At 59.7% G+C, this 18,668-nt stretch carries 21 protein-coding genes; 14 read left to right on the forward strand and 7 right to left on the reverse strand.

Annotated features, from left to right (window positions below; translation table 11 throughout):
• Window positions 1–69 precede the first annotated feature (69 nt).
• The 3 genes from ACSQ87_RS07385 (at window position 70) to ccoM (ending at window position 930) form a co-directional block, all read left to right on the forward strand.
• Window positions 70–411, forward strand: a complete 342-nt coding sequence (locus ACSQ87_RS07385; protein WP_095128015.1) for an aspartate-semialdehyde dehydrogenase — start codon at window positions 70–72, stop codon at window positions 409–411.
• Between the two features lie 100 nt (window positions 412–511).
• Window positions 512–673, forward strand: a complete 162-nt coding sequence (locus ACSQ87_RS07390) for a hypothetical protein (protein WP_095128014.1) — start codon at window positions 512–514, stop codon at window positions 671–673.
• A 143-nt stretch (window positions 674–816) separates the two neighbouring features.
• Window positions 817–930 carry a cytochrome c oxidase subunit CcoM gene (ccoM, locus tag ACSQ87_RS07395; protein ID WP_010462558.1) on the forward strand — a complete coding sequence of 38 codons (114 nt, stop codon included), beginning with the start codon at window positions 817–819 and terminating at the stop codon, window positions 928–930.
• Window positions 931–1,101: 171 nt separating this feature from the next.
• Here ccoM and ACSQ87_RS07400 read toward each other — a convergent pair whose 3' ends face one another.
• From ACSQ87_RS07400 to ACSQ87_RS07410, 3 genes are all read right to left on the reverse strand, one after another.
• Window positions 1,102–2,577, reverse strand: coding sequence for an inorganic phosphate transporter (locus ACSQ87_RS07400; RefSeq protein ID WP_223433148.1), 1,476 nt, complete (start codon window positions 2,575–2,577; stop codon window positions 1,102–1,104).
• Window positions 2,578–2,953: 376 nt separating this feature from the next.
• The gene (locus tag ACSQ87_RS07405; protein WP_007935837.1) at window positions 2,954–3,154 is read right to left on the reverse strand and encodes a hypothetical protein; all 201 of its coding nucleotides are present in this window, start codon (window positions 3,152–3,154) and stop codon (window positions 2,954–2,956) included.
• A gap of 47 nt (window positions 3,155–3,201) precedes the next feature.
• The gene (locus ACSQ87_RS07410) at window positions 3,202–3,330 is read right to left on the reverse strand and encodes a hypothetical protein (RefSeq protein ID WP_263288751.1); all 129 of its coding nucleotides are present in this window, start codon (window positions 3,328–3,330) and stop codon (window positions 3,202–3,204) included.
• Between the two features lie 493 nt (window positions 3,331–3,823).
• On the opposite strand from ACSQ87_RS07410, the gene pcaR reads away from it, so the two are divergent.
• The 11 genes from pcaR to pcaC all read left to right on the forward strand — a co-directional run bounded on the left by pcaR (window position 3,824) and on the right by pcaC (window position 14,602).
• Window positions 3,824–4,666, forward strand: a complete 843-nt coding sequence (gene pcaR, locus ACSQ87_RS07415) for a pca regulon transcriptional regulator PcaR (protein WP_008147316.1) — start codon at window positions 3,824–3,826, stop codon at window positions 4,664–4,666.
• A 141-nt stretch (window positions 4,667–4,807) separates the two neighbouring features.
• Entirely contained in the window at window positions 4,808–6,154 is a 1,347-nt protein-coding gene (locus tag ACSQ87_RS07420; protein WP_111450928.1) for an MFS transporter, read from the forward strand.
• 173 nt (window positions 6,155–6,327) lie between these two features.
• On the forward strand, window positions 6,328–7,185 hold the full coding sequence (locus ACSQ87_RS07425; protein WP_123719760.1) for a CoA transferase subunit A: 858 nt from the start codon (window positions 6,328–6,330) through the stop codon (window positions 7,183–7,185).
• Complete coding sequence (locus ACSQ87_RS07430) at window positions 7,182–7,964, forward strand: CoA-transferase subunit beta (protein ID WP_223433167.1); 783 nt, start codon at window positions 7,182–7,184, stop codon at window positions 7,962–7,964. The genes ACSQ87_RS07425 and ACSQ87_RS07430 overlap by 4 nt, the downstream gene beginning before the upstream one ends.
• Window positions 7,961–9,166, forward strand: coding sequence for a 3-oxoadipyl-CoA thiolase (pcaF, locus tag ACSQ87_RS07435; protein ID WP_191623471.1), 1,206 nt, complete (start codon window positions 7,961–7,963; stop codon window positions 9,164–9,166). The genes ACSQ87_RS07430 and pcaF overlap by 4 nt, the downstream gene beginning before the upstream one ends.
• Window positions 9,167–9,203: 37 nt before the next feature.
• Window positions 9,204–9,908 (forward strand): protocatechuate 3,4-dioxygenase subunit beta, encoded by a 705-nt coding sequence (gene pcaH, locus ACSQ87_RS07440; protein ID WP_223433149.1) that lies wholly within the window; start codon window positions 9,204–9,206, stop codon window positions 9,906–9,908.
• A 1-nt stretch (window position 9,909) separates the two neighbouring features.
• Entirely contained in the window at window positions 9,910–10,476 is a 567-nt protein-coding gene (gene pcaG, locus ACSQ87_RS07445; RefSeq protein WP_033060947.1) for a protocatechuate 3,4-dioxygenase subunit alpha, read from the forward strand.
• A 190-nt stretch (window positions 10,477–10,666) separates the two neighbouring features.
• On the forward strand, window positions 10,667–11,971 hold the full coding sequence (locus ACSQ87_RS07450; RefSeq protein WP_223433150.1) for an MFS family transporter: 1,305 nt from the start codon (window positions 10,667–10,669) through the stop codon (window positions 11,969–11,971).
• A 45-nt stretch (window positions 11,972–12,016) separates the two neighbouring features.
• Window positions 12,017–13,381, forward strand: a complete 1,365-nt coding sequence (locus tag ACSQ87_RS07455; protein WP_223433151.1) for a 3-carboxy-cis,cis-muconate cycloisomerase — start codon at window positions 12,017–12,019, stop codon at window positions 13,379–13,381.
• A gap of 11 nt (window positions 13,382–13,392) precedes the next feature.
• Window positions 13,393–14,199 (forward strand): 3-oxoadipate enol-lactonase, encoded by an 807-nt coding sequence (pcaD, locus tag ACSQ87_RS07460; protein WP_223433152.1) that lies wholly within the window; start codon window positions 13,393–13,395, stop codon window positions 14,197–14,199.
• Window positions 14,200–14,209: 10 nt separating this feature from the next.
• On the forward strand, window positions 14,210–14,602 hold the full coding sequence (gene pcaC, locus ACSQ87_RS07465; RefSeq protein ID WP_033060940.1) for a 4-carboxymuconolactone decarboxylase: 393 nt from the start codon (window positions 14,210–14,212) through the stop codon (window positions 14,600–14,602).
• A gap of 150 nt (window positions 14,603–14,752) precedes the next feature.
• Here pcaC and ACSQ87_RS07470 read toward each other — a convergent pair whose 3' ends face one another.
• The 4 genes from ACSQ87_RS07470 to ACSQ87_RS07485 form a co-directional block, all read right to left on the reverse strand.
• On the reverse strand, window positions 14,753–15,574 hold the full coding sequence (locus tag ACSQ87_RS07470) for a methyltransferase domain-containing protein (RefSeq protein ID WP_223433153.1): 822 nt from the start codon (window positions 15,572–15,574) through the stop codon (window positions 14,753–14,755).
• A gap of 20 nt (window positions 15,575–15,594) precedes the next feature.
• Window positions 15,595–15,978 carry a DUF1641 domain-containing protein gene (locus tag ACSQ87_RS07475; RefSeq protein ID WP_436273573.1) on the reverse strand — a complete coding sequence of 128 codons (384 nt, stop codon included), beginning with the start codon at window positions 15,976–15,978 and terminating at the stop codon, window positions 15,595–15,597.
• Window positions 15,979–16,000: 22 nt separating this feature from the next.
• Window positions 16,001–17,191, reverse strand: coding sequence for an NAD(P)/FAD-dependent oxidoreductase (locus ACSQ87_RS07480; protein WP_223433155.1), 1,191 nt, complete (start codon window positions 17,189–17,191; stop codon window positions 16,001–16,003).
• 197 nt (window positions 17,192–17,388) lie between these two features.
• Window positions 17,389–18,648, reverse strand: a complete 1,260-nt coding sequence (locus ACSQ87_RS07485; RefSeq protein ID WP_223433156.1) for an OprD family porin — start codon at window positions 18,646–18,648, stop codon at window positions 17,389–17,391.
• Window positions 18,649–18,668: the final 20 nt, after the last annotated feature.

Genomic DNA, 18,668 nt, shown 5'->3' on the forward strand with positions numbered 1-18,668 from the left:
CAGTTTGCGACCGATGGCTCAAGTCGCCATCCCCGCAGCCGACAGCCTGCTGACAGGAGACTAATAATTATGCTGCCACCGATGCTCCCCTTGAGTGCCGTGCCAATCACCTCACAGCAGGATCCGATTCGCCAGCGGCCGGATATTCCTCCCGTGGTGCCGGTGCAGGAAAGCTCCAACGAAAGCACCATAGATCTGCAACAGCGCGATCCGGAAGAGGCGGCATTTCAGCTGCGCGAGGAACAGCGCCGCAAGCAGGAACAGCAAAGGCGCCGCCGCGAAGCCGATGAAGATCCTGAAGAACACTTGGCGATTCCTGGTGACGAGCTCAACGCCGACAATACCGTGCCGGTGGCGCCATTGATGGAAGATCAGCCACGTCAGGGTTTGTGGGTCGATATCCAGATTTGAGGTCACGGCTGGTCAGCGCTGCCGTCAGACCGCATTATTGGCACATCCTTGCCTGCAGACACGGCAACTGAATTTCATTCCAAGCGATGCACTGAGCACCATGAGCCAAGACGACAAGCTGATTGACCTCAACGCCGAACGCGCCAAGCGGGTTCATGACCTTAATGAAAAGCGCCTGAACGAAGTACGCCAGGCGTTCGAGCACGCCATGCCACTGGGTAAAGCGAAGAAGAAGCCGAAGAACAAACCGAAAAAGCGTTGAAACACCCTGCATTGGTTGATGCAGGTCAGTTATTCCCCTCCTTTACGCCCAGTCTCGGGCGACATTGATCCCGGTCAATTCTTTCTCCTGCCTGATTGGTTAACTTAGCCCCATCGCAACAAGGCAAGTGCAGGAGGCCAGTCATGTTTTTCGACAACGTGGTGATCGCCGGAGTGCTGACAGTCGGCCTCATGGTTCTGTTTTTTGCAGGGTTTGGATTTTTTATCTGGAAGGATTCGCATAAGCGCAAACCGTAGGTCTTTCTGGAAGCAATGAGCACGCAAGGCATTTTGGGCAACTTCGGTTGCCCTTTTTTTTTGCCTGCGAATATCTAACTGAAAATAAAGCCCCACCGGTTCAGCATGAATACTCGGCAATAAAAAAGGCGCGAACCTCACGGAACGCGCCTTTTTCGTTGCAGCGATGTATCAGCTGCCCAGCGCCTTCGACGCCAACCAGAACAGGCCGGCCGACAGGGCTACTGTGGCTGGCAGGGTCAGGACCCAGGCCAGCAGGATGGTTTTGACGGTGCCACCTTGCAGGCCGCTTTTATTGGCGACCATGGTGCCGGCCACGCCCGAGGACAGGACGTGGGTGGTGGAAACCGGCAGGCTGAAGATGTTGGCCATGCCGATCAGGCTCGCGGTAGTGATCTGTGCCGACATGCCTTGGGAGTAAGTCATGCCCTGTTTGCCGATCTTCTCGCCGATGGTCAGAACCACGCGCTTCCAGCCCACCATGGTACCCAGGCCGAGGGCCAGGGCGACCGCCAGAATCACCCAGAACGGGGCGTATTCGGTGGTCGTGGTCAGGTCTTTGCGCAGCTTGTCCAGGTCAGCCTTTTCACGGGCCGCGAGACCAGGAAGCTTGCTGACTTTCTTCGCCGTGTCGTCCAGGCAGAGCAGGTAGCGACGCACTTCGATGCGGCTTTCCGCCGGCAGCGTGTGGTAGTCCGCTACACCTTTAAGGGTGCCGAGCAGGGCGGTGATGGTCGGTTCGGTCTGTTGCGGATTGCAACGGAATTTCTCCGGCAGGTCGCCTTCCACGCTTTTGCCCAGGGCCAGGAATTCACCCAGCGTATCGGCATTGCGCTTGTAGAACTGGCTCAGGTGCAGGGTCGCGTCGCGAGTCCGTTCGATCTGGTAGGTTGTGCTGCCCAGGTCGAGTACGAACTGCGCCGGAACGATGCCGATCAGCACCAGCATGATCAGGCCGATACCTTTCTGGCCATCATTGGAGCCGTGCACGAAGCTCACGGCCATGGCCGAAATGACCAGCACCAGGCGGTTCCAGAACGGCGGGTGTTTCTTGTCATCGATCTTGCGGCGCTGTTCCGGTGTCTTGTGCATCTTCGACAGTGGACGCCACCATTTAAGGCCGATCAATATCAGAGCGGCGACCAGGAAGCCCGCCATTGGCGAGAACACCAGGGACGCACCGATATCGATCGCTTTCTGCCAGTTCACGCCATCAGCCAACGGAATTTCGTTGATCAAGGCGTTGGCAAGGCCGACACCGAGGATCGACCCGATCAGCGTATGGGAGCTGGAAGCCGGGATACCGAAGTACCAGGTGCCCAGGTTCCAGGTGATGGCGGCGGCGAGCAGCGAGAACACCATGGCCAGCCCGTGACCGGTGTTCACATTGATCAACAGCTCTACCGGCAGCAGGTGGACGATGGCATACGCCACGCCGACACCGCCCAGCAGCACGCCAAGAAAGTTGAACACACCGGAAAAGAACACCGCCAGATGGGGCGGCATGGCTTTGGTGTAGATAACAGTGGCCACCGCGTTAGCGGTGTCATGAAAGCCGTTGATGAACTCGAAGGCGAGGACAAAGGCCAGGGCGAGCAAGAGGCTCACAAGCACCCAAGCATCTAGTCCGCTGAATAAATCGATCATGAAGGTTTTCTGACCCGGTCGTAAGGGGGCGCGATTATGCCAGAAAAGACTGCTAATCAATGCACTTGCTGCTCATCGGTAACATTCTTCAACGAATTAATTTGTGGCAGCAGCCAAAACCCCAGGTTTTTACTGGGTTTTGCAAGTCATTGAATTTCTTTGAAAAGGCCGCAACCACAAGGCGTCCTCTCGTAGGACCAAGAGGTTTTAACGCTTGTGTGAAATATCTGAAAAGAGGGCCAGACATGAGCCATTTGCCTCATCCGGTGGGTGAGGTGGCCGCTGCCCGCTCGTAGCGGGCGCGAAAGGCATCATCGATACATCCCGTTTTTAACGGGTGCAGACGCAGACCCTTGAAAGGATTCAGGCCGAGGGCTTATGGCTCTTCGGCTTTGAGTTCCTTTTCCATTTTTTGCAATTCTTGAGTGAAAGCCTGATCCTGAACGGTGGCGCGTTTACGCCAGGGTTTGCGTTCCGGTTCGGGCTGAGCGGCGTAGGTGGTGACTTCCCCGCCGTAAACTTCCTTGTAACGTTGTTCCTGGCGCTCAAGTTCCGCGCGCAGTTCGTCTTTCGTCACAGTGCTACCTGATTGAGTTGAGATAAATTCTGGTGAAACGCGCTGCATCAAATGTATTTGACCACGCTCGCCGAAAGGACAAGGCCCGCAAAGGCATCATTTTTTACGGCGTTGCGATCAATTACTTCCATGTTGCAGGCGGCCACGACACCAGAGATAAACAGCTGACGTAGCATCAGTTTCCTGTTTCAGCGAACACCTTGGCGAAGCATATGAAGTGAGTGTCACGCGTTTGTTGCGGGCAACGGCGATGGAACATCGCGCTACCGGGTGGCGGAATCGGCAATTAAAAACCGGTCACCACTGAATTTCATTATAGCGGTCGATTCGAAGAACACTATCGCCAAAGAGTTAAAAGTAGGTCTTGATGTGTGATTGTTTTGTTACTCGCAACTTTATACGGCTAACTAGGTCGCTCGGCGGCACGACGTTACAGTGATGCCTTTCTGACGCCATCAAGTCGAACAAGTTAGGACAATTACATCGACACTTCTAGTCTGCGTCAGAGCCCGTGTAAAAACAGGTGCGAGCCCGTTCAATAATCGGCTGGTCAGATTGCGATTATCGGTCGATGGTTCGATAATCGAACAGTCTTGGCTGCCCGGGGTTGTGTGAGGGACCGGCTGCCGCTTGTAATAGCCGCTGAACCGTGTGGGAAAAGGACCTTATATGAACGATCAAATGCGCAATTCCTTCGCTTCAGTGGCGCCGCCGATCGTTGCCTCGCCCGCCAAGCGGATCCAGGCACTGACCGGCGACCCGGATTTCATGACCTCCCTGGCCCGTGGCCTGGCCGTGGTGCAAGCGTTCCAGGAGCGCAAACGTCATCTCACCATCGCTCAGATCAGTCACCGCACGGAAATCCCCCGCGCCGCTGTGCGACGTTGCCTGCACACGCTGATCAAACTCGGTTACGCCACCACCGACGGCCGCACGTATTCGCTGCTGCCCAAAGTACTGACGCTTGGCCATGCCTATGTGTCCTCGACGCCGCTGGCGGTTTCCGCCCAGCCCTACCTGGACCGCATGAGCGAGCAACTTCATGAAGCCTGCAACATGGCCACTCTGGAAGGCGATGACATCTTGTACATCGCTCGTTCGGCCACCACCCAGCGACTGATTTCCGTCGACCTGTCGGTGGGTGGTCGTCTGCCCGCCTATTGCACTTCGATGGGGCGGATTCTTCTCGCGGCGCTGGACGATACGTCACTGCGCGAGTACCTCGACCATGCAGAGCTGCAAGCCAAGACCAGCCGAACCTTGCACACCCCCGAGGCGTTGCTCGAATGCCTGCAAGAGGTGCGGCAGCAAGGCTGGTGCATCGTCGATCAGGAACTGGAACAAGGCCTGCGCTCGATTGCCGTTCCGGTGTACGACGCTTCCGGCCAAGTGGTCGCGGCGCTAAACGTCAGTACCCACGCCGGCCGAGTCAGCCGCAACGAGCTGGAACAACGTTTCCTGCCCGGCCTCCTGAGCGCGAGTCGCGACCTCAGCGCGCAACTCTTTGCGTAAGCCATTTGCCTAAGCTGTTCGATAAACGCACAGACTTGCGTTTATCGAATTGACGCTCTTTCCCCAAGATCACTAATGTCGCGGCAGCGCCAGCCTCGGCTGGCACCTGTTCGACTGCGTTCTTTGCGTGGAATAAAAATAATGAACCAGCCCCAGTCTGCTGTAGGAAACTGCCTCGACGTGCAGTCCTTCATCAATGCTCAACCCATTTCGCGCTACCAATGGCGAGTGGTGATCCTGTGTTTCCTGATTGTTTTCCTCGATGGCCTCGACACGGCGGCCATGGGTTTCATCGCGCCCGCCCTGTCACAGGATTGGGGCATCGACCGCGCCAGTCTCGGCCCGGTGATGAGCGCGGCGTTGATCGGCATGGTTTTTGGCGCACTGGGTTCTGGCCCATTGGCTGACCGCTTCGGGCGAAAAATCGTACTGGTGGGCGCGGTGCTGTTGTTTGGCGCGTTCAGCCTGGCTTCGGCTTACAGCACCAACGTCGATCAGCTGCTGGTGCTGCGATTCCTCACTGGCCTGGGCCTTGGCGCCGGCATGCCGAACGCCACGACGCTGCTGTCCGAATACACCCCGGAGCGCAAGAAATCCCTGCTGGTGACCAGCATGTTCTGCGGTTTCAACCTCGGCATGGCGGGCGGCGGTTTCATTTCCGCCAAACTGATCCCGGCGTTTGGCTGGCACAGTCTGCTGATGATCGGCGGGATTTTGCCGCTGATCCTCGCCGTCGTATTGCTGTTCTGGCTGCCGGAATCGGCGCGCTACCTCGTCGTCCGCAATCGCGGCACTGACAAAGTGCGCAAGACCCTGGCGCCCATCGACCCAACCGTCGTCGCCCAGGCTTCCAGCTTCAGCGTGCCGGAACAGAAAACCGTGAAGGCCCGCAACGTGTTCGCGGTGATCTTCTCCGGCACTTACAGCACCGGCACCTTGTTGCTGTGGCTGACCTATTTCATGGGGCTGGTGATCGTTTATCTGCTGACCAGTTGGCTGCCGACGCTGATGCGTGACAGTGGCGCGAGCATGGAGCAGGCGGCGTTCATCGGCGCGTTGTTCCAGTTTGGCGGGGTATTGAGCGCGGTGGGCGTGGGCTGGGCGATGGACCGATTCAATCCGCACAAGGTTATCGGCATTTTCTATCTATTCGCCGGGGTGTTTGCCTACGCGGTAGGGCAGAGCCTGGGCAACATCACGCTATTGGCGACGTTGGTGCTGGTGGCCGGGATGTGCGTCAACGGTGCGCAATCGGCGATGCCTTCACTGGCGGCGCGGTTTTATCCGACGCAGGGGCGGGCGACCGGGGTGTCGTGGATGCTCGGGATTGGCCGCTTTGGCGCGATCCTTGGTGCGTGGATGGGCGCAACGTTACTGGGGCTGGGCTGGAACTTCGAGCAGGTGCTGACAGCGCTGGTGATTCCAGCGGCATTGGCGACCACGGCGGTGGTGATCAAAGGCATGGTCAGTCATGCGGATGCGACCTGAATCCAGGGTTCAGAGGATCGGTAGGCAGATAACAATCTGTTCGATAAACGAACACTCAGTCGATTATCGGATTGTTTGACGATTTTCAGGGGCTTACTCTTCAGTCATTCCGGCGCTGCGCATCGCGCCTTTTTCTTCCACTGTCGGTTCATAACAAAACGGGAGCCTGCCCCATGGCTGAAATCCTTTCGCTGCACGACGCGGTGAAGCAATTCGTTAACGACGGCGATACGGTCGCGCTCGAAGGCTTCACTCACCTGATCCCTACGGCGGCGGGTCACGAAATCATTCGCCAGGGCAAGAAAGACCTGACCCTGGTGCGGATGACGCCTGACCTGATCTACGACCAGTTGATCGGCGCCGGTTGTGCTCGCAAGCTGATTTTCTCTTGGGGCGGTAACCCGGGCGTCGGTTCGCTGCACCGCCTGCGTGACGCCGTCGAGAGGCAGTGGCCACACGCGCTGGAAATCGAAGAACACAGCCATGCCGACCTGGCCAATGCCTACGTCGCTGGCGCTTCCGGCCTACCGTTCGCGGTACTGCGTGCTTACGCCGGCTCCGACCTGCCGAAGGTCAACCCGCTGATCAAAACTGTCACCTGCCCATTCACCGGTGAAGTATTGGCGGCCGTGCCTTCGGTGCGTCCGGACATCACCGTGATTCACGCACAGAAAGCCGACCGCAAAGGCAACGTGCTGCTGTGGGGCATTCTCGGCGTGCAGAAAGAAGCGGCACTGGCCGCCAAGCGCTGCATCGTTACTGTCGAAGAAATCGTCGACGACCTCAATGCACCGATGAACTCCTGCGTTCTGCCGACTTGGGCGTTGAGCGCTGTCTGCCACGTTCCCGGCGGTGCGCATCCGTCCTACGCTCACGGCTACAACGAGCGTGATAACCGTTTCTACCAGGCTTGGGACCCGATTGCCCGCGACCGTGAAACCTTCACCGCGTGGATCAACGAGTACATCCACGGCTGCGCTGACTTCAGCGAGTTCCAGGCCAAACTGGCCGCTGCTTCGGAGGCCAAATAATGACTTACACCACCAATGAAATGATGACCGTTGCCGCTGCCCGCCGTCTGAAAAACGGTTCGGTGTGCTTCGTCGGCATCGGCCTGCCGTCGAAAGCCGCCAACCTGGCGCGTCTGACTTCCTCGCCGGATGTAGTCCTTATCTACGAATCGGGTCCGATCGGTGCCAAGCCGAGCGTACTGCCGCTGTCGATCGGTGACGGTGAACTGGCGGAAACCGCCGACACCGTCGTCCCGACCGGTGAGATTTTTCGCTACTGGTTGCAGGGCGGGCGCATCGACGTCGGTTTCCTCGGCGCCGCGCAAGTCGACCGCTTCGGCAATATCAACACCACGGTTGTTGGCGATTACCACGCGCCGAAAGTCCGCCTGCCGGGTGCCGGCGGTGCGCCGGAGATCGCTGGCTCGGCGAAAAGCGTGCTGATCATCCTCAAGCAGTCGGCGCGTTCCTTTGTCGACAAACTCGACTTCATTACCTCGGTCGGCCATGGCGAGGGCGGTGATTCGCGCAAGCGTCTTGGCCTGCCGGGCGCCGGTCCGGTCGGCATCATCACTGACCTGTGCATCATGGAACCGGAAGTCGGCACCCATGAATTCGTGGTCACCGCGCTGCACCCAGGCGTGACCCGTGAACAAGTGACCGCGGCTACCGGTTGGGCTGTTCGTTTTGCAGAAAATGTTGAAAACACAGCCGAGCCAACGGATGTCGAACTGAAGGCACTCAGGGATCTGGAAGCCCGCACTGCCGCGGCCCACGGCCAAGCACCCGGAGAAGCCTGATGCGTGACGTTTATATCTGCGACGCGATTCGCACCCCCATCGGCCGTTTCGGCGGTGGTCTGTCGGCGGTTCGCGCCGACGACCTGGCCGCCGTGCCGATCAAGGCGCTGATGGAGCGCAACCCGTCGGTAGACTGGAACGCGGTGGACGAGGTGTTCCTCGGTTGCGCCAACCAGGCCGGCGAAGACAACCGCAACGTGGCGCGCATGGCGCTGTTGCTGGCGGGTCTGCCGGAAACCATTCCGGGCGTGACCCTCAATCGCCTCTGCGCCTCGGGTATGGACGCCATCGGCACCGCCTTCCGCGCCATCGCCAGTGGCGAGATGGAGCTGGCGATTGCTGGCGGCGTCGAGTCGATGTCCCGCGCGCCGTTCGTGATGGGCAAGGCTGATGCGGCGTTCTCGCGCAACATGAAGCTGGAAGACACCACCATCGGCTGGCGTTTCATCAACCCGTTGATGAAAGCCCAATACGGCGTGGATGCGATGCCGCAGACGGCCGACAACGTGGCTGACGATTACGAAGTTTCCCGCGAGGATCAGGACGCTTTCGCACTGCGCAGTCAGCAACGGACAGCCGCCGCGCAAGCCGCAGGATTTTTCGCCGAAGAAATCGTTGAAGTGCGCATTGCCCACAAGAAGGGTGAAAGTGTCGTCAGCCAGGATGAGCATCCTCGCGCCGACACCACCCTGGAAACCCTGGCCAAACTGAAACCGGTCAACGGTCCCGACAAAACCGTGACCGCCGGCAATGCTTCCGGGGTGAACGACGGTGCGGCGGCGTTGATTCTGGCCTCCGGCGACGCCGTGAAAAAGCACGGCCTGACGGCTCGCGCCAAAGTACTGGGCATGTCCAGTGCCGGTGTCGCACCGCGTGTAATGGGCATCGGCCCGGTGCCGGCGGTGCGCAAACTGACCGAGCGCCTCGGCCTGGCCGTCAGCGATTTCGACGTGATCGAACTCAACGAAGCGTTCGCCAGCCAAGGCTTGGCGGTGCTGCGTGAACTGGGACTGGCAGACGACGCGGCCCAGGTCAACCCGAACGGTGGCGCCATTGCCTTGGGCCATCCGTTGGGCATGAGTGGCGCGCGTCTGGTACTGACCGCGCTGCATCAGCTGGAAAAGACCGGTGGCAAGAAAGGTCTGGCGACCATGTGCGTCGGCGTGGGCCAGGGTCTGGCCTTGGCGATCGAACGGGTCTGACGCGCAGCGTTGATGAATAAGAACTGAGGAATGCTTCATGACTGACAAGCCTGGTTACCGCCGCCCGCAAGAGGGCACCCAGCCGGAATACCTGCACCCGGCCTATCAATCCACCAACCGTCGCTCGCCGTCCAAGCCGTTGGTGTTTTTGCCCCATTCGCTGTCGGAAATTACCGGTCCGACCATCGGTGCCGAGCGTGTGCACGAGAAGGACAACGACCTGACCGCCCAGCACAAGGGCGAGCCACTGGGTGAGCGCATCATCATTCACGGCCGCGTGCTGGATGAAGATGGCTTGCCGGTGCCAGGTATTCTGGTGGAGATCTGGCAGGCCAACGCCGCCGGTCGCTACAACCATGATCGCGACCTGCACGACGCACCGCTGGACCCGAACTTCACCGGTACCGGCCGGACCGTGACCGACGCCGATGGCTGGTACCAGTTCCAGACCATCAAACCCGGCGCCTATCCGTGGGGCAACCACCACAATGCGTGGCGCCCGGCGCACATCCATTTCTCACTGTTCGGGCCGAGCATCCTGACGCGCCTGGTCACGCAGATGTATTTCCCGGGCGATCCGTTGCTGGCCTACGACCCGATCTACAACTGCGTACCCGATACCAGCGCCAAAGAGCGTTTGATCGCCAGTTTCGACCTGGAAAAAACCATCCCTTCCTATGCCCTCGGTTATCGCTGGGACATCGTCTTGCGCGGCCGCGAAGCCACGCCGATGGAGAAATAAGATGACGCTGAACGCGACCACGTCCCACACCGTCGGGCCGTATTACCACATCGGCCTGACCTGGCTGAACCGCGAAGACCTGACCGTCGAACAAACCCTGGGCGAGCGCGTGGCGATCACCGGGCAAGTCATCGATGGCAACGGCGACGTCGTCAACGACGCGATGCTGGAAGTCTGGCAAGCCAACGCCGCCGGCAAGTACGACCACCCCGAAGACGATCAGGACAAACCCCTGGACCCGAACTTCGAAGGGTTTGGCCGGGTGCCGGTGGATGCAGAAGGGCGCTTCCGTTTCACCACGATCAAGCCGGGCACGGTGGAAGGCTTGAAAGGCACGACTCAGGCGCCGCATCTGGTGGTGCTGGTGTTTGCTCGCGGGTTGGTGAAGCACTTGCTGACGCGGATTTACTTTGATGGCGAACCGGCCAACGTGGCGGATCCGCTGCTGGAATGTGTGCCGGCTGAACGCCGTAGCACCTTGCTGGCGAAGAAGGATGCGTCCGGTGTGTACCAGTGGAATGTGATCCTGCAGGGCACCGATGCCGAGACGGTGTTCTTTGATTATTGAGTGAACACCCTTCACCTGTGGGAGCGGGCTTGCTCGCGAAGGCGGTGTATCAGGCAGCATTGATATCGACTGACACGACGCCTTCGCGAGCAAGCCCGCTCCCACAGGGATCGCGTTACTGATCTATCTGTGGAACGGGACTGTTGCAAAGTATGTCTAGACTCTCACAGTCCCCATTGAGTGAAAAACAATGACAACTAACACTGCTACTACGGCGCTCTACACCGGCGAAGAACGCAGCAAAAGGATCTTCGCGATAGTCGGCGCCTCGTCCGGCAACCTCGTCGAATGGTTCGACTTCTACGTCTACGCCTTCTGCGCGATCTATTTCGCCCCTGCCTTTTTCCCGTCCGATAACCCGACCGTGCAGCTTGTGAATACGGCTGGCGTATTCGCCGCTGGGTTCCTGATGCGGCCCATCGGCGGTTGGATCTTCGGCCGGCTGGCGGACAAGCACGGGCGCAAGAATTCGATGTTGATCTCGATTCTGATGATGTGCTTCGGCTCGTTGCTCATCGCTTGCCTGCCGACCTACAAGGACATCGGCGTCTGGGCGCCGATCATGCTGCTGTTCGCCCGCTTGTTGCAGGGCCTGTCGGTGGGCGGTGAGTACGGCACCACCGCGACCTATATGAGTGAAGTGGCCCTCAAGGGCCAGCGCGGTTTCTTCGCCTCGTTCCAGTACGTGACGCTGATTGGTGGGCAACTGCTGGCGGTGTCGCTGGTGGTGGTCTTGCAACAGTTCCTCACTGAGGATGATTTGCGCGCCTATGGCTGGCGGATCCCGTTTGTCGTCGGTGCGGCGGCGGCGTTGATTTCGCTGTTCCTGCGTCGTTCGCTGAAGGAAACCACCAGCAAGGAAATGCGCGAAAACAAGGACGCCGGCAGCATCCGTGCGCTGTTCCGCGACCACAAGGCTGCGTTCATTACCGTGCTCGGTTACACCGCCGGTGGCTCGCTGATTTTCTACACCTTCACCACGTACATGCAGAAGTACCTGGTGAACACCGCCGGCATGCACGCCAAGACCGCCAGCTACATCATGACCGGCGCACTGTTCCTTTATATGTGCATGCAGCCGCTGTTCGGCATGCTCGCGGACAAGATCGGCCGACGTAACTCGATGTTGTGGTTCGGCGCACTGGGGACGTTGTTCACCGTGCCGATCCTGCTGAGCCTGAAAAGCGTCAGCAGTCCGTTCCTGGCCTTCGTGCTGATTACCGTGGCGCTGGCGATCGTCAGTTTTTACACCTCCATCAGCGGCCTGGTAAAAGCCGAAATGTTCCCGCCGGAGGTGCGCGCCTTGGGCGTCGGCCTGGCGTATGCGGTGGCGAATGCAATCTTCGGTGGTTCGGCGGAATATGTGGCTCTGAGCCTCAAGGCCGGGGGCATGGAAAACTCCTTCTACTGGTACGTGACGGTGATGATGGCGGTGGCGTTCCTGTTCAGCCTGCGCTTGCCGAAACAGGCGAAGTATTTGGAAAGCGACCTTTGATCTTTACCCGTGGGCCTGACCGGCCCACGCCTCCAGGGACTGTTTATGAACGAGCGACCGGGCAATCAATTGTTCGATGCCTATTTCACTGCCCGCGATATGCGTGAGGTGTTCTGCGATCAGGGTCGGGTTCAAGCGATGCTTGATTTCGAAGCAGCACTGGCCCGTGCCGAGGCGCGAGTCGGGCTGATCCCGCAGACGGCTGTCGCGCCGATTGAAGCGGCCTGTCAGGCCGGGCATTACGACTTTGTCGCCCTCGGCGAGGCGATTGCCACGGCCGGCAATTCGGCGATTCCGTTGGTCAAGGCGTTGGGCAAGCAGATCGCGGCCAACAATGCCGAAGCCGAGCGCTATGTGCATCTGGGCGCGACCAGCCAGGACGTGATGGACACCGGTCTGGTGTTGCAACTGCGCCGTGCGCTGGAGCTGATCGAAAGCGATCTGGCGCAATTGGGCGAAACCCTCTCGGCCCAAGCCCAGCGTCACGTCGCCACACCGCTGGCCGGGCGCACCTGGTTGCAGCACGCGACGCCCGTCACCCTCGGCATGAAAATCGCCGGTTGGTTGGGCGCTGTCACTCGCAGTCGTCAGCGTCTGCGGGAACTCAAGCCGCGACTGCTGGTGCTGCAATTCGGCGGCGCCTCTGGAACCCTCGCGGCCCTCGGCGAGCAGGCGATGCCGATAGCCCAAGCGCTGGCTGAACAATTGAAACTGACACTGCCGGATCAACCTTGGCACACCCAGCGAGACCGCTTGGTGGAGTTCGGCTCGGTACTGGGATTGATCGCCGGTAGCCTCGGCAAACTCGGCCGCGACATCAGCCTGTTGATGCAGACCGAAGCCGCTGAAGTGTTCGAGCCTTCTGCGCCGGGCAAGGGCGGTTCTTCGACCATGCCGCACAAACGCAACCCGGTGGGCGCGGCGGTGTTGATCGGTGCTGCGACTCGCGTACCCGGTTTACTCTCGACCCTGTTCAGCGCCATGCCCCAAGAACACGAGCGCAGTCTGGGCCTGTGGCATGCCGAGTGGGAAACCCTGCCGGAGATTTGCTGCCTGGTGTCCGGCAGCCTGAAGCAGGCGCGGCTGGTGGCGGAAGGACTGGAAGTGGACGCCGAGCGCATGGCCCGCAACCTCGATCTGACCCAAGGCCTGGTGCTTGCCGAAGCAGTGAGCATCGTCCTCGCCCAACGAGTGGGGCGCGACACAGCGCACCATTTGCTGGAGCAATGCTGCAAGCGCGCAGTGGCTGAACAACGTCATCTGCGAGCGGTACTCGGCGACGAGCCGCAAGTGACCGCCGAACTGTCGGATGCTGAACTCGATCATCTGCTGGACCCCGCCCATTACCTCGGTCAGGCCCATACCTGGGTCGAGCGAGCGGTGGCTGAACATTCTGCGTTGACTGCCTGAAGGAGATTGCTGTGGCTTTCGTACAACTCGCCGAGGGCGAACTGCACTACCAAATTCAAGGGCCGCAACTCGATGGCCCGGCGGATGCGCCGGTGCTGGTGTTGTCCAACTCGCTGGGCACCGACCTGCACATGTGGGACGCGCAGATTGCGGCGTTCACCGAGCATTTCCGCGTGCTGCGTTTCGACACCCGTGGCCATGGCAAATCGCTGGTCACACCGGGGCCGTACAGCATCGAGCAACTGGGTCATGACGTGCTGGCGCTGCTGGATGCGTTGCACATCGAGCGCGCACATTTCTGCGGCCTGTCCATGGGCGGCTTGATCGGCCAGTGGCTGGGGATCAACGCTGGTGATCGCCTGAACAAACTGGTGGTGTGCAACACCGCAGCGAAAATCGGTGATCCGTCGGTGTGGAATCCGCGGATCGAAACCGTGCTGCGTGACGGTCCGGCCGCCATGGTCGCTTTGCGTGATGCGTCGATTGCGCGCTGGTTCACCGTGGATTTTGCTCAAGCCAATCCTGCTGCCGCGAAGAAGATCACTGACATGCTCGCGGCCACCTCGCCGGAAGGGTATGCGGCGAACTGTGCCGCCGTGCGCGATGCCGATTTCCGCGATCAGCTGTCCTCGATCAAGGTGCCGCTGCTGGTCATCGCCGGCACCGAAGACGCGGTCACGCCACCGTCCGGTGGGCACTTCATTCAGGAACATGTGCAGGGCGCCGAGTACGCCGAGTTCTATGCGGCGCACCTGTCCAACGTCCAGGCCGGTGCTGCATTCAGCGAACGCGTGTTGGCGTTTTTGTCAGGTCATTGAGGGTTATTTTGTGGACGAGAAACAACGTTACGACGAAGGCCTGAAAGTCCGCCGTGCAGTGCTCGGCGACGCCCACGTCGACCGCAGCCTGAACGCGCTGACCGAGTTCAACTCGGAGTTTCAGGAAATGATTACCCGTCACGCCTGGGGCGACATCTGGACCCGTCCGGGGCTGCCGCGTCATACCCGCAGCCTGATCACCATGGCCATGCTGATCGGCATGAACCGCAACGAAGAACTCAAACTGCACCTGCGCGCCGCCGCGAACAACGGCGTGACCCGCGGCGAGATCAAGGAAGTGATCATGCAGAGCGCGATCTACTGCGGCATTCCGGCAGCGAATGCGACGTTCCATCTGGCGGAGTCGGTGTGGGATGAGTTGGGGGTTGAATCGCGGGAGTGATCCTGGCGATTTGCGGTATCTGAGCTGACGCTTTCGCGAGCAAGTCGAATCGTCGCACCGCCGCTCCCACATTTAACCGAGTTCCTCCTGGGAGAATGAGGTCGAATGTGGGAGCGGGCTTGCTCGCGAAGGCGGTAGTCGCCTTGATACTTAATCAACGGTGGCGACAATGAATATCCGCTTGAACGGAAACAACGTGTGCCCGTCGCTCTCCGGCGGGTAATGCGCATGCACGCGCATCAGGTAGTGGTAAATGAACCGCGCCTGTTCATCATCCTTCAGCGCCTGCATCACCGGCCGCAGCGCCGAGACTTTGACCCAGTCATAGATGGGCGACTTGCCGTCGACAACCTGGAGCTGCTCTGTCTCCCAGATATCCAGTGTCCGGGTGATCGGTGAGAGCAACCGGTAGTAACTTTCCAAAGACAACAGCGGTCGCGCAGCCATGGCCTCGCGCAACAGCGGGGTGCCGAGTGGTTTGCCACCGGGGCCTGCATCCTCAAGGGTGTCGAGCATCAGTTGATACCACAGCGCATCCCGCCAGTCGGGCATGTGCGCTGCCAGGCATCCACCCGGATTGAGCTGGCCGAGCAGTCGCGGCAACAACTGTTCGTGACCACTGACGAAGTGCAGTACGGCGGCGGCGAACAGCAGGTCCGCCGGTTGTTCGGGTTGCCAGTCGAGTAGATCGCACTGTTTCCACAACGTCTTGATCGGCAGGCAACGGGCTTCGTCCAGCATTTGCTCCGAACTGTCGATGCCCTGCAACTGCGCTCGAGGCCAACGCTTGGCCAATAGTTGCGTGGCGATGCCGGTGCCGCATCCCAGGTCGTAGATGCGCTTGGGCTGTTTGAGTTCGACACGGTCGAGCAATTCATTGACCGGTCGTTGCCTGAGGCGGGAAAACTGCTGGTACGCCTTGGCGTCCCAGTCGGTACAGGCTTTCCCTGCCGATTCAAGTTTGACGCTCATGAGGTGATCCTCTCTGGCGGTTACAGTTGTCTTCCGATGACATTCAGTGTTTTCAGGACAACCGCCACGCCTTTGCGCGTGTCCGGGTCGTTCAGCAGTTTGATCAACGCATAGGCCCCCGGCGGCTCGGGGGCGGCGGCGACCTCGGCCTTGGCCAGGCGCACGGCGTTACTGACTGTCCAGGTGGCCGCCGTAGCGTTTTCGAACAGCCGCGCCAGTTTTTCCACCATCGCTGCGTCCAGCAGGTCGGACATGTCCGAGACCAGCGATAGCACATCGACAATGTTGTCCAGCCGACCGCCGTCGATCAGTGGCTGAAGTTTTGCCATCAAGGCGACGAGTCCCGGCGTCGCTGGCATGCCGGCAGCGCTGGTCGCCAGCGTTTCATCTGATAGGTTCGTCATTGTTTACGCCTCCCTGAGCGGATCAAAGCATTCCACGGGCAACCGCCCAGTACAGGCCACGATTGAAGCCATTTCTCAGCAGACCGCCGAGTTTGGTCGGCGGTGTCGGCAGGACGTCATGGGCGTAGTCGTACCACAGCGGCATACCGGCGTTGAGACCCATCTGTGCCACGGCCTGAACCCGCCCGTCGTAGACGCTGTTGGGCGCGCCGAGGCGAATCTCGGCGGCAATGTTGTTGGCGATGACCGGCGCCTGGTTATGGCAGGCACCACCGGCCTTGCTCACCGGCAGATCGACGGTGTCGCCAATCACGTAGACGTGTTCCAGGCCGTAGACCTGCAGGGTCTCGTGGTGGGTCGGCAGCCAACCTTCGTTGTTGGGCGCTTTTGAAACACCGGACTCAAGTACGGCATCGACAGCGCGGATCGGCGGAGTCGCCATCAGGATGTCGAAGGGTTGCTCTTCGCCTTCTTCGGAGTAGGCAATTTTTCGCTCGGGATCGACACGGCTGAGGGTGAAGCCGCGTTGGAAGCGGATGTTCTTCTGCTCGAAAATGCCGGGCAGGATTTCCCCGGTGGGGCGTTGCAGGAACAGGCAGTTACGCAGTAACTGAGCCGTGGTCGGGTAGGTGTAGACGATTTCCACCTGGTCCCGCACGCCCCGACGACGCAGGAAGTCGTCGAGCATCAACGTCGTTTCTACCGGCGCAATGCCGCATTGGTGCGGCACGTTGGGTGTCTGCGGGAAAGACACCGTGATGAAGATCCGGCCTTTTTTGATCGTGCTCAGCCGTTCTGCCAACTGCCGGGCGGGCTGATATTGGTAGAAGTGGTCGCCGGCTTCTTTCAAGCCTTCGATGCGCTCCGGCGCGGGCACGCAACCGGTGGCAATGACCAGAAAGTCATAGCCATAGCGCTTGCCGCTGCGGGTTTTCAAGCATTGTCCGGGGAAATCGAAACCCGTGACTTCTTCGACGTAAAAGCTGATTTCCGGGCGCAACAGTGAACGTTCCGGGCGCTTGAGTTCTTCTTCAAAGAACTGATTGAACGCCACGTACATGAACGCAGGTTTGTAGTAGTGATCGGGGGAATTGGACAGTAGTGCAATCGAGACTTCGCCGCGCAGGATTTCTGGATACAGCTTGCTGACCAGTTGATTGGCCAACATCGTTCCACCTACGCCGCCACCGACGATAACTATTCGCTTGCTCATACCTGACCTCCGTGGTCATGGCAGCTTCGCGTACAGCATCCGGAGATAACGGAAGAAAAAAAGGGGCTCCTACATCAGGATGGAGAACTAAACACGCTTCCTGACTGTATCTGTGAACACACAAAGCGCCAGTTTGTACCGACCAGCGGTGAGAGGCACGCGACCGCCTTAATCCTGCGGTCGCTGCCTGAACGCGGTTATAGCAGGCTGATCGGATAGCTGACGATCAACCGGTTCTCATCAAACTCGTTGTTGCTGAAGTCGCGGCGAATGGTCGAGTTGCGCCATTTGACGTTGAGGTTTTTGAGCGCGCCGCTCTGCACGGTGTAGCCCAGTTCGCTTTCGCGGCCCCACTCCTTGCCGTCGGTGATGGTGCCGGTGTGGACGTTGTCGCCGCTGATGTAGCGGTTCATCAGGGTCAGGCCGGGAATGCCGAGGGCGACGAAGTTGTAGTCATGACGTACCTGCCAGGATTTTTCTTTCGCATTGTCATAGCTGGCGTTGTAACTGTCGTTGGCCAGGGTGCCGCCGCTGGTGCCATTGACTCGCATCCAGGCGTTGTCGCCGGTGAGTTTTTGCAGGCCGACATAGAAGGTGTTGCCGCCGTATTTGGCCGAGAACAGGCCTGACCAGGTCTTGTTGTCCAGCTCGCCGGCCCGGGCGCTGCCGTCATCCTTGCCGTAGAAGAAACCGAGGTTGGCGCCCAGGGTCCAGTCGCCGATGGGCTGGCTGTGAATCAGATTCACGTATTGCTGGCTGTAAATGTCCTTGAGTTCGGCGTTCCACACACCGATCTGGGTGCGCTTCTCGTTGAAGGCGTATTCGCCGCCCTGGAAGTTGAAACGGTCGGAAGTGAACGCCGGTTTTCCGGTCATCGACATGTCGTTCATGCTGCTGTCGTCACGCGGGCTGTTGGCGCGGAACTGGCCGCCGTAGAGCGTCAGACCGTCGATTTCCTTCGAGGTGATCTGGCCACCACGGAAGGTTTGCGGCAGGGAGCGGCCGTCGTCCGAACGCAGGATCGGCAGCACTGGCATCCATTCGCCCACCTTCACTTCGGTCTGCGACAGCTTGGCTTTGAACGCCACGTTGGTGCGACCGAAGTTGTCCGCCGGGCGACCGTCGTGATCCAGCGGCAGCAACTGCGTACCACCCGTGCCTTTACCGCCGTCGAGTTTCACCGAGTACAGCCCCAGCACATCCATGCCGAACCCGACGGTGCCCTGAGTGAACCCGGACTTGGCGTCGAGGATGAAGCTTTGTGTCCATTCTTCAGCCTTGCCCTGAGCTTTGGTCGGGTTGGTGAAATTGCGATTGATGTAGAAGTTGCGCAGGTTCAGGTTGACCTTGGCACCTTCGACAAAGCCTGACTCCTCGGCCATGGCGGGCAGAGCCGTACTGGCCAGTGCAACGGCGATGAGGCTGGGGAACCAGTATTGCGTGGTGGAAGGTGTCATGTGCTCGGGTCTCTCTAGTT

Origin of the sequence: Pseudomonas sp. LjRoot277, assembly GCF_964253845.1 — a bacterium.
GTDB lineage: Bacteria > Pseudomonadota > Gammaproteobacteria > Pseudomonadales > Pseudomonadaceae > Aquipseudomonas.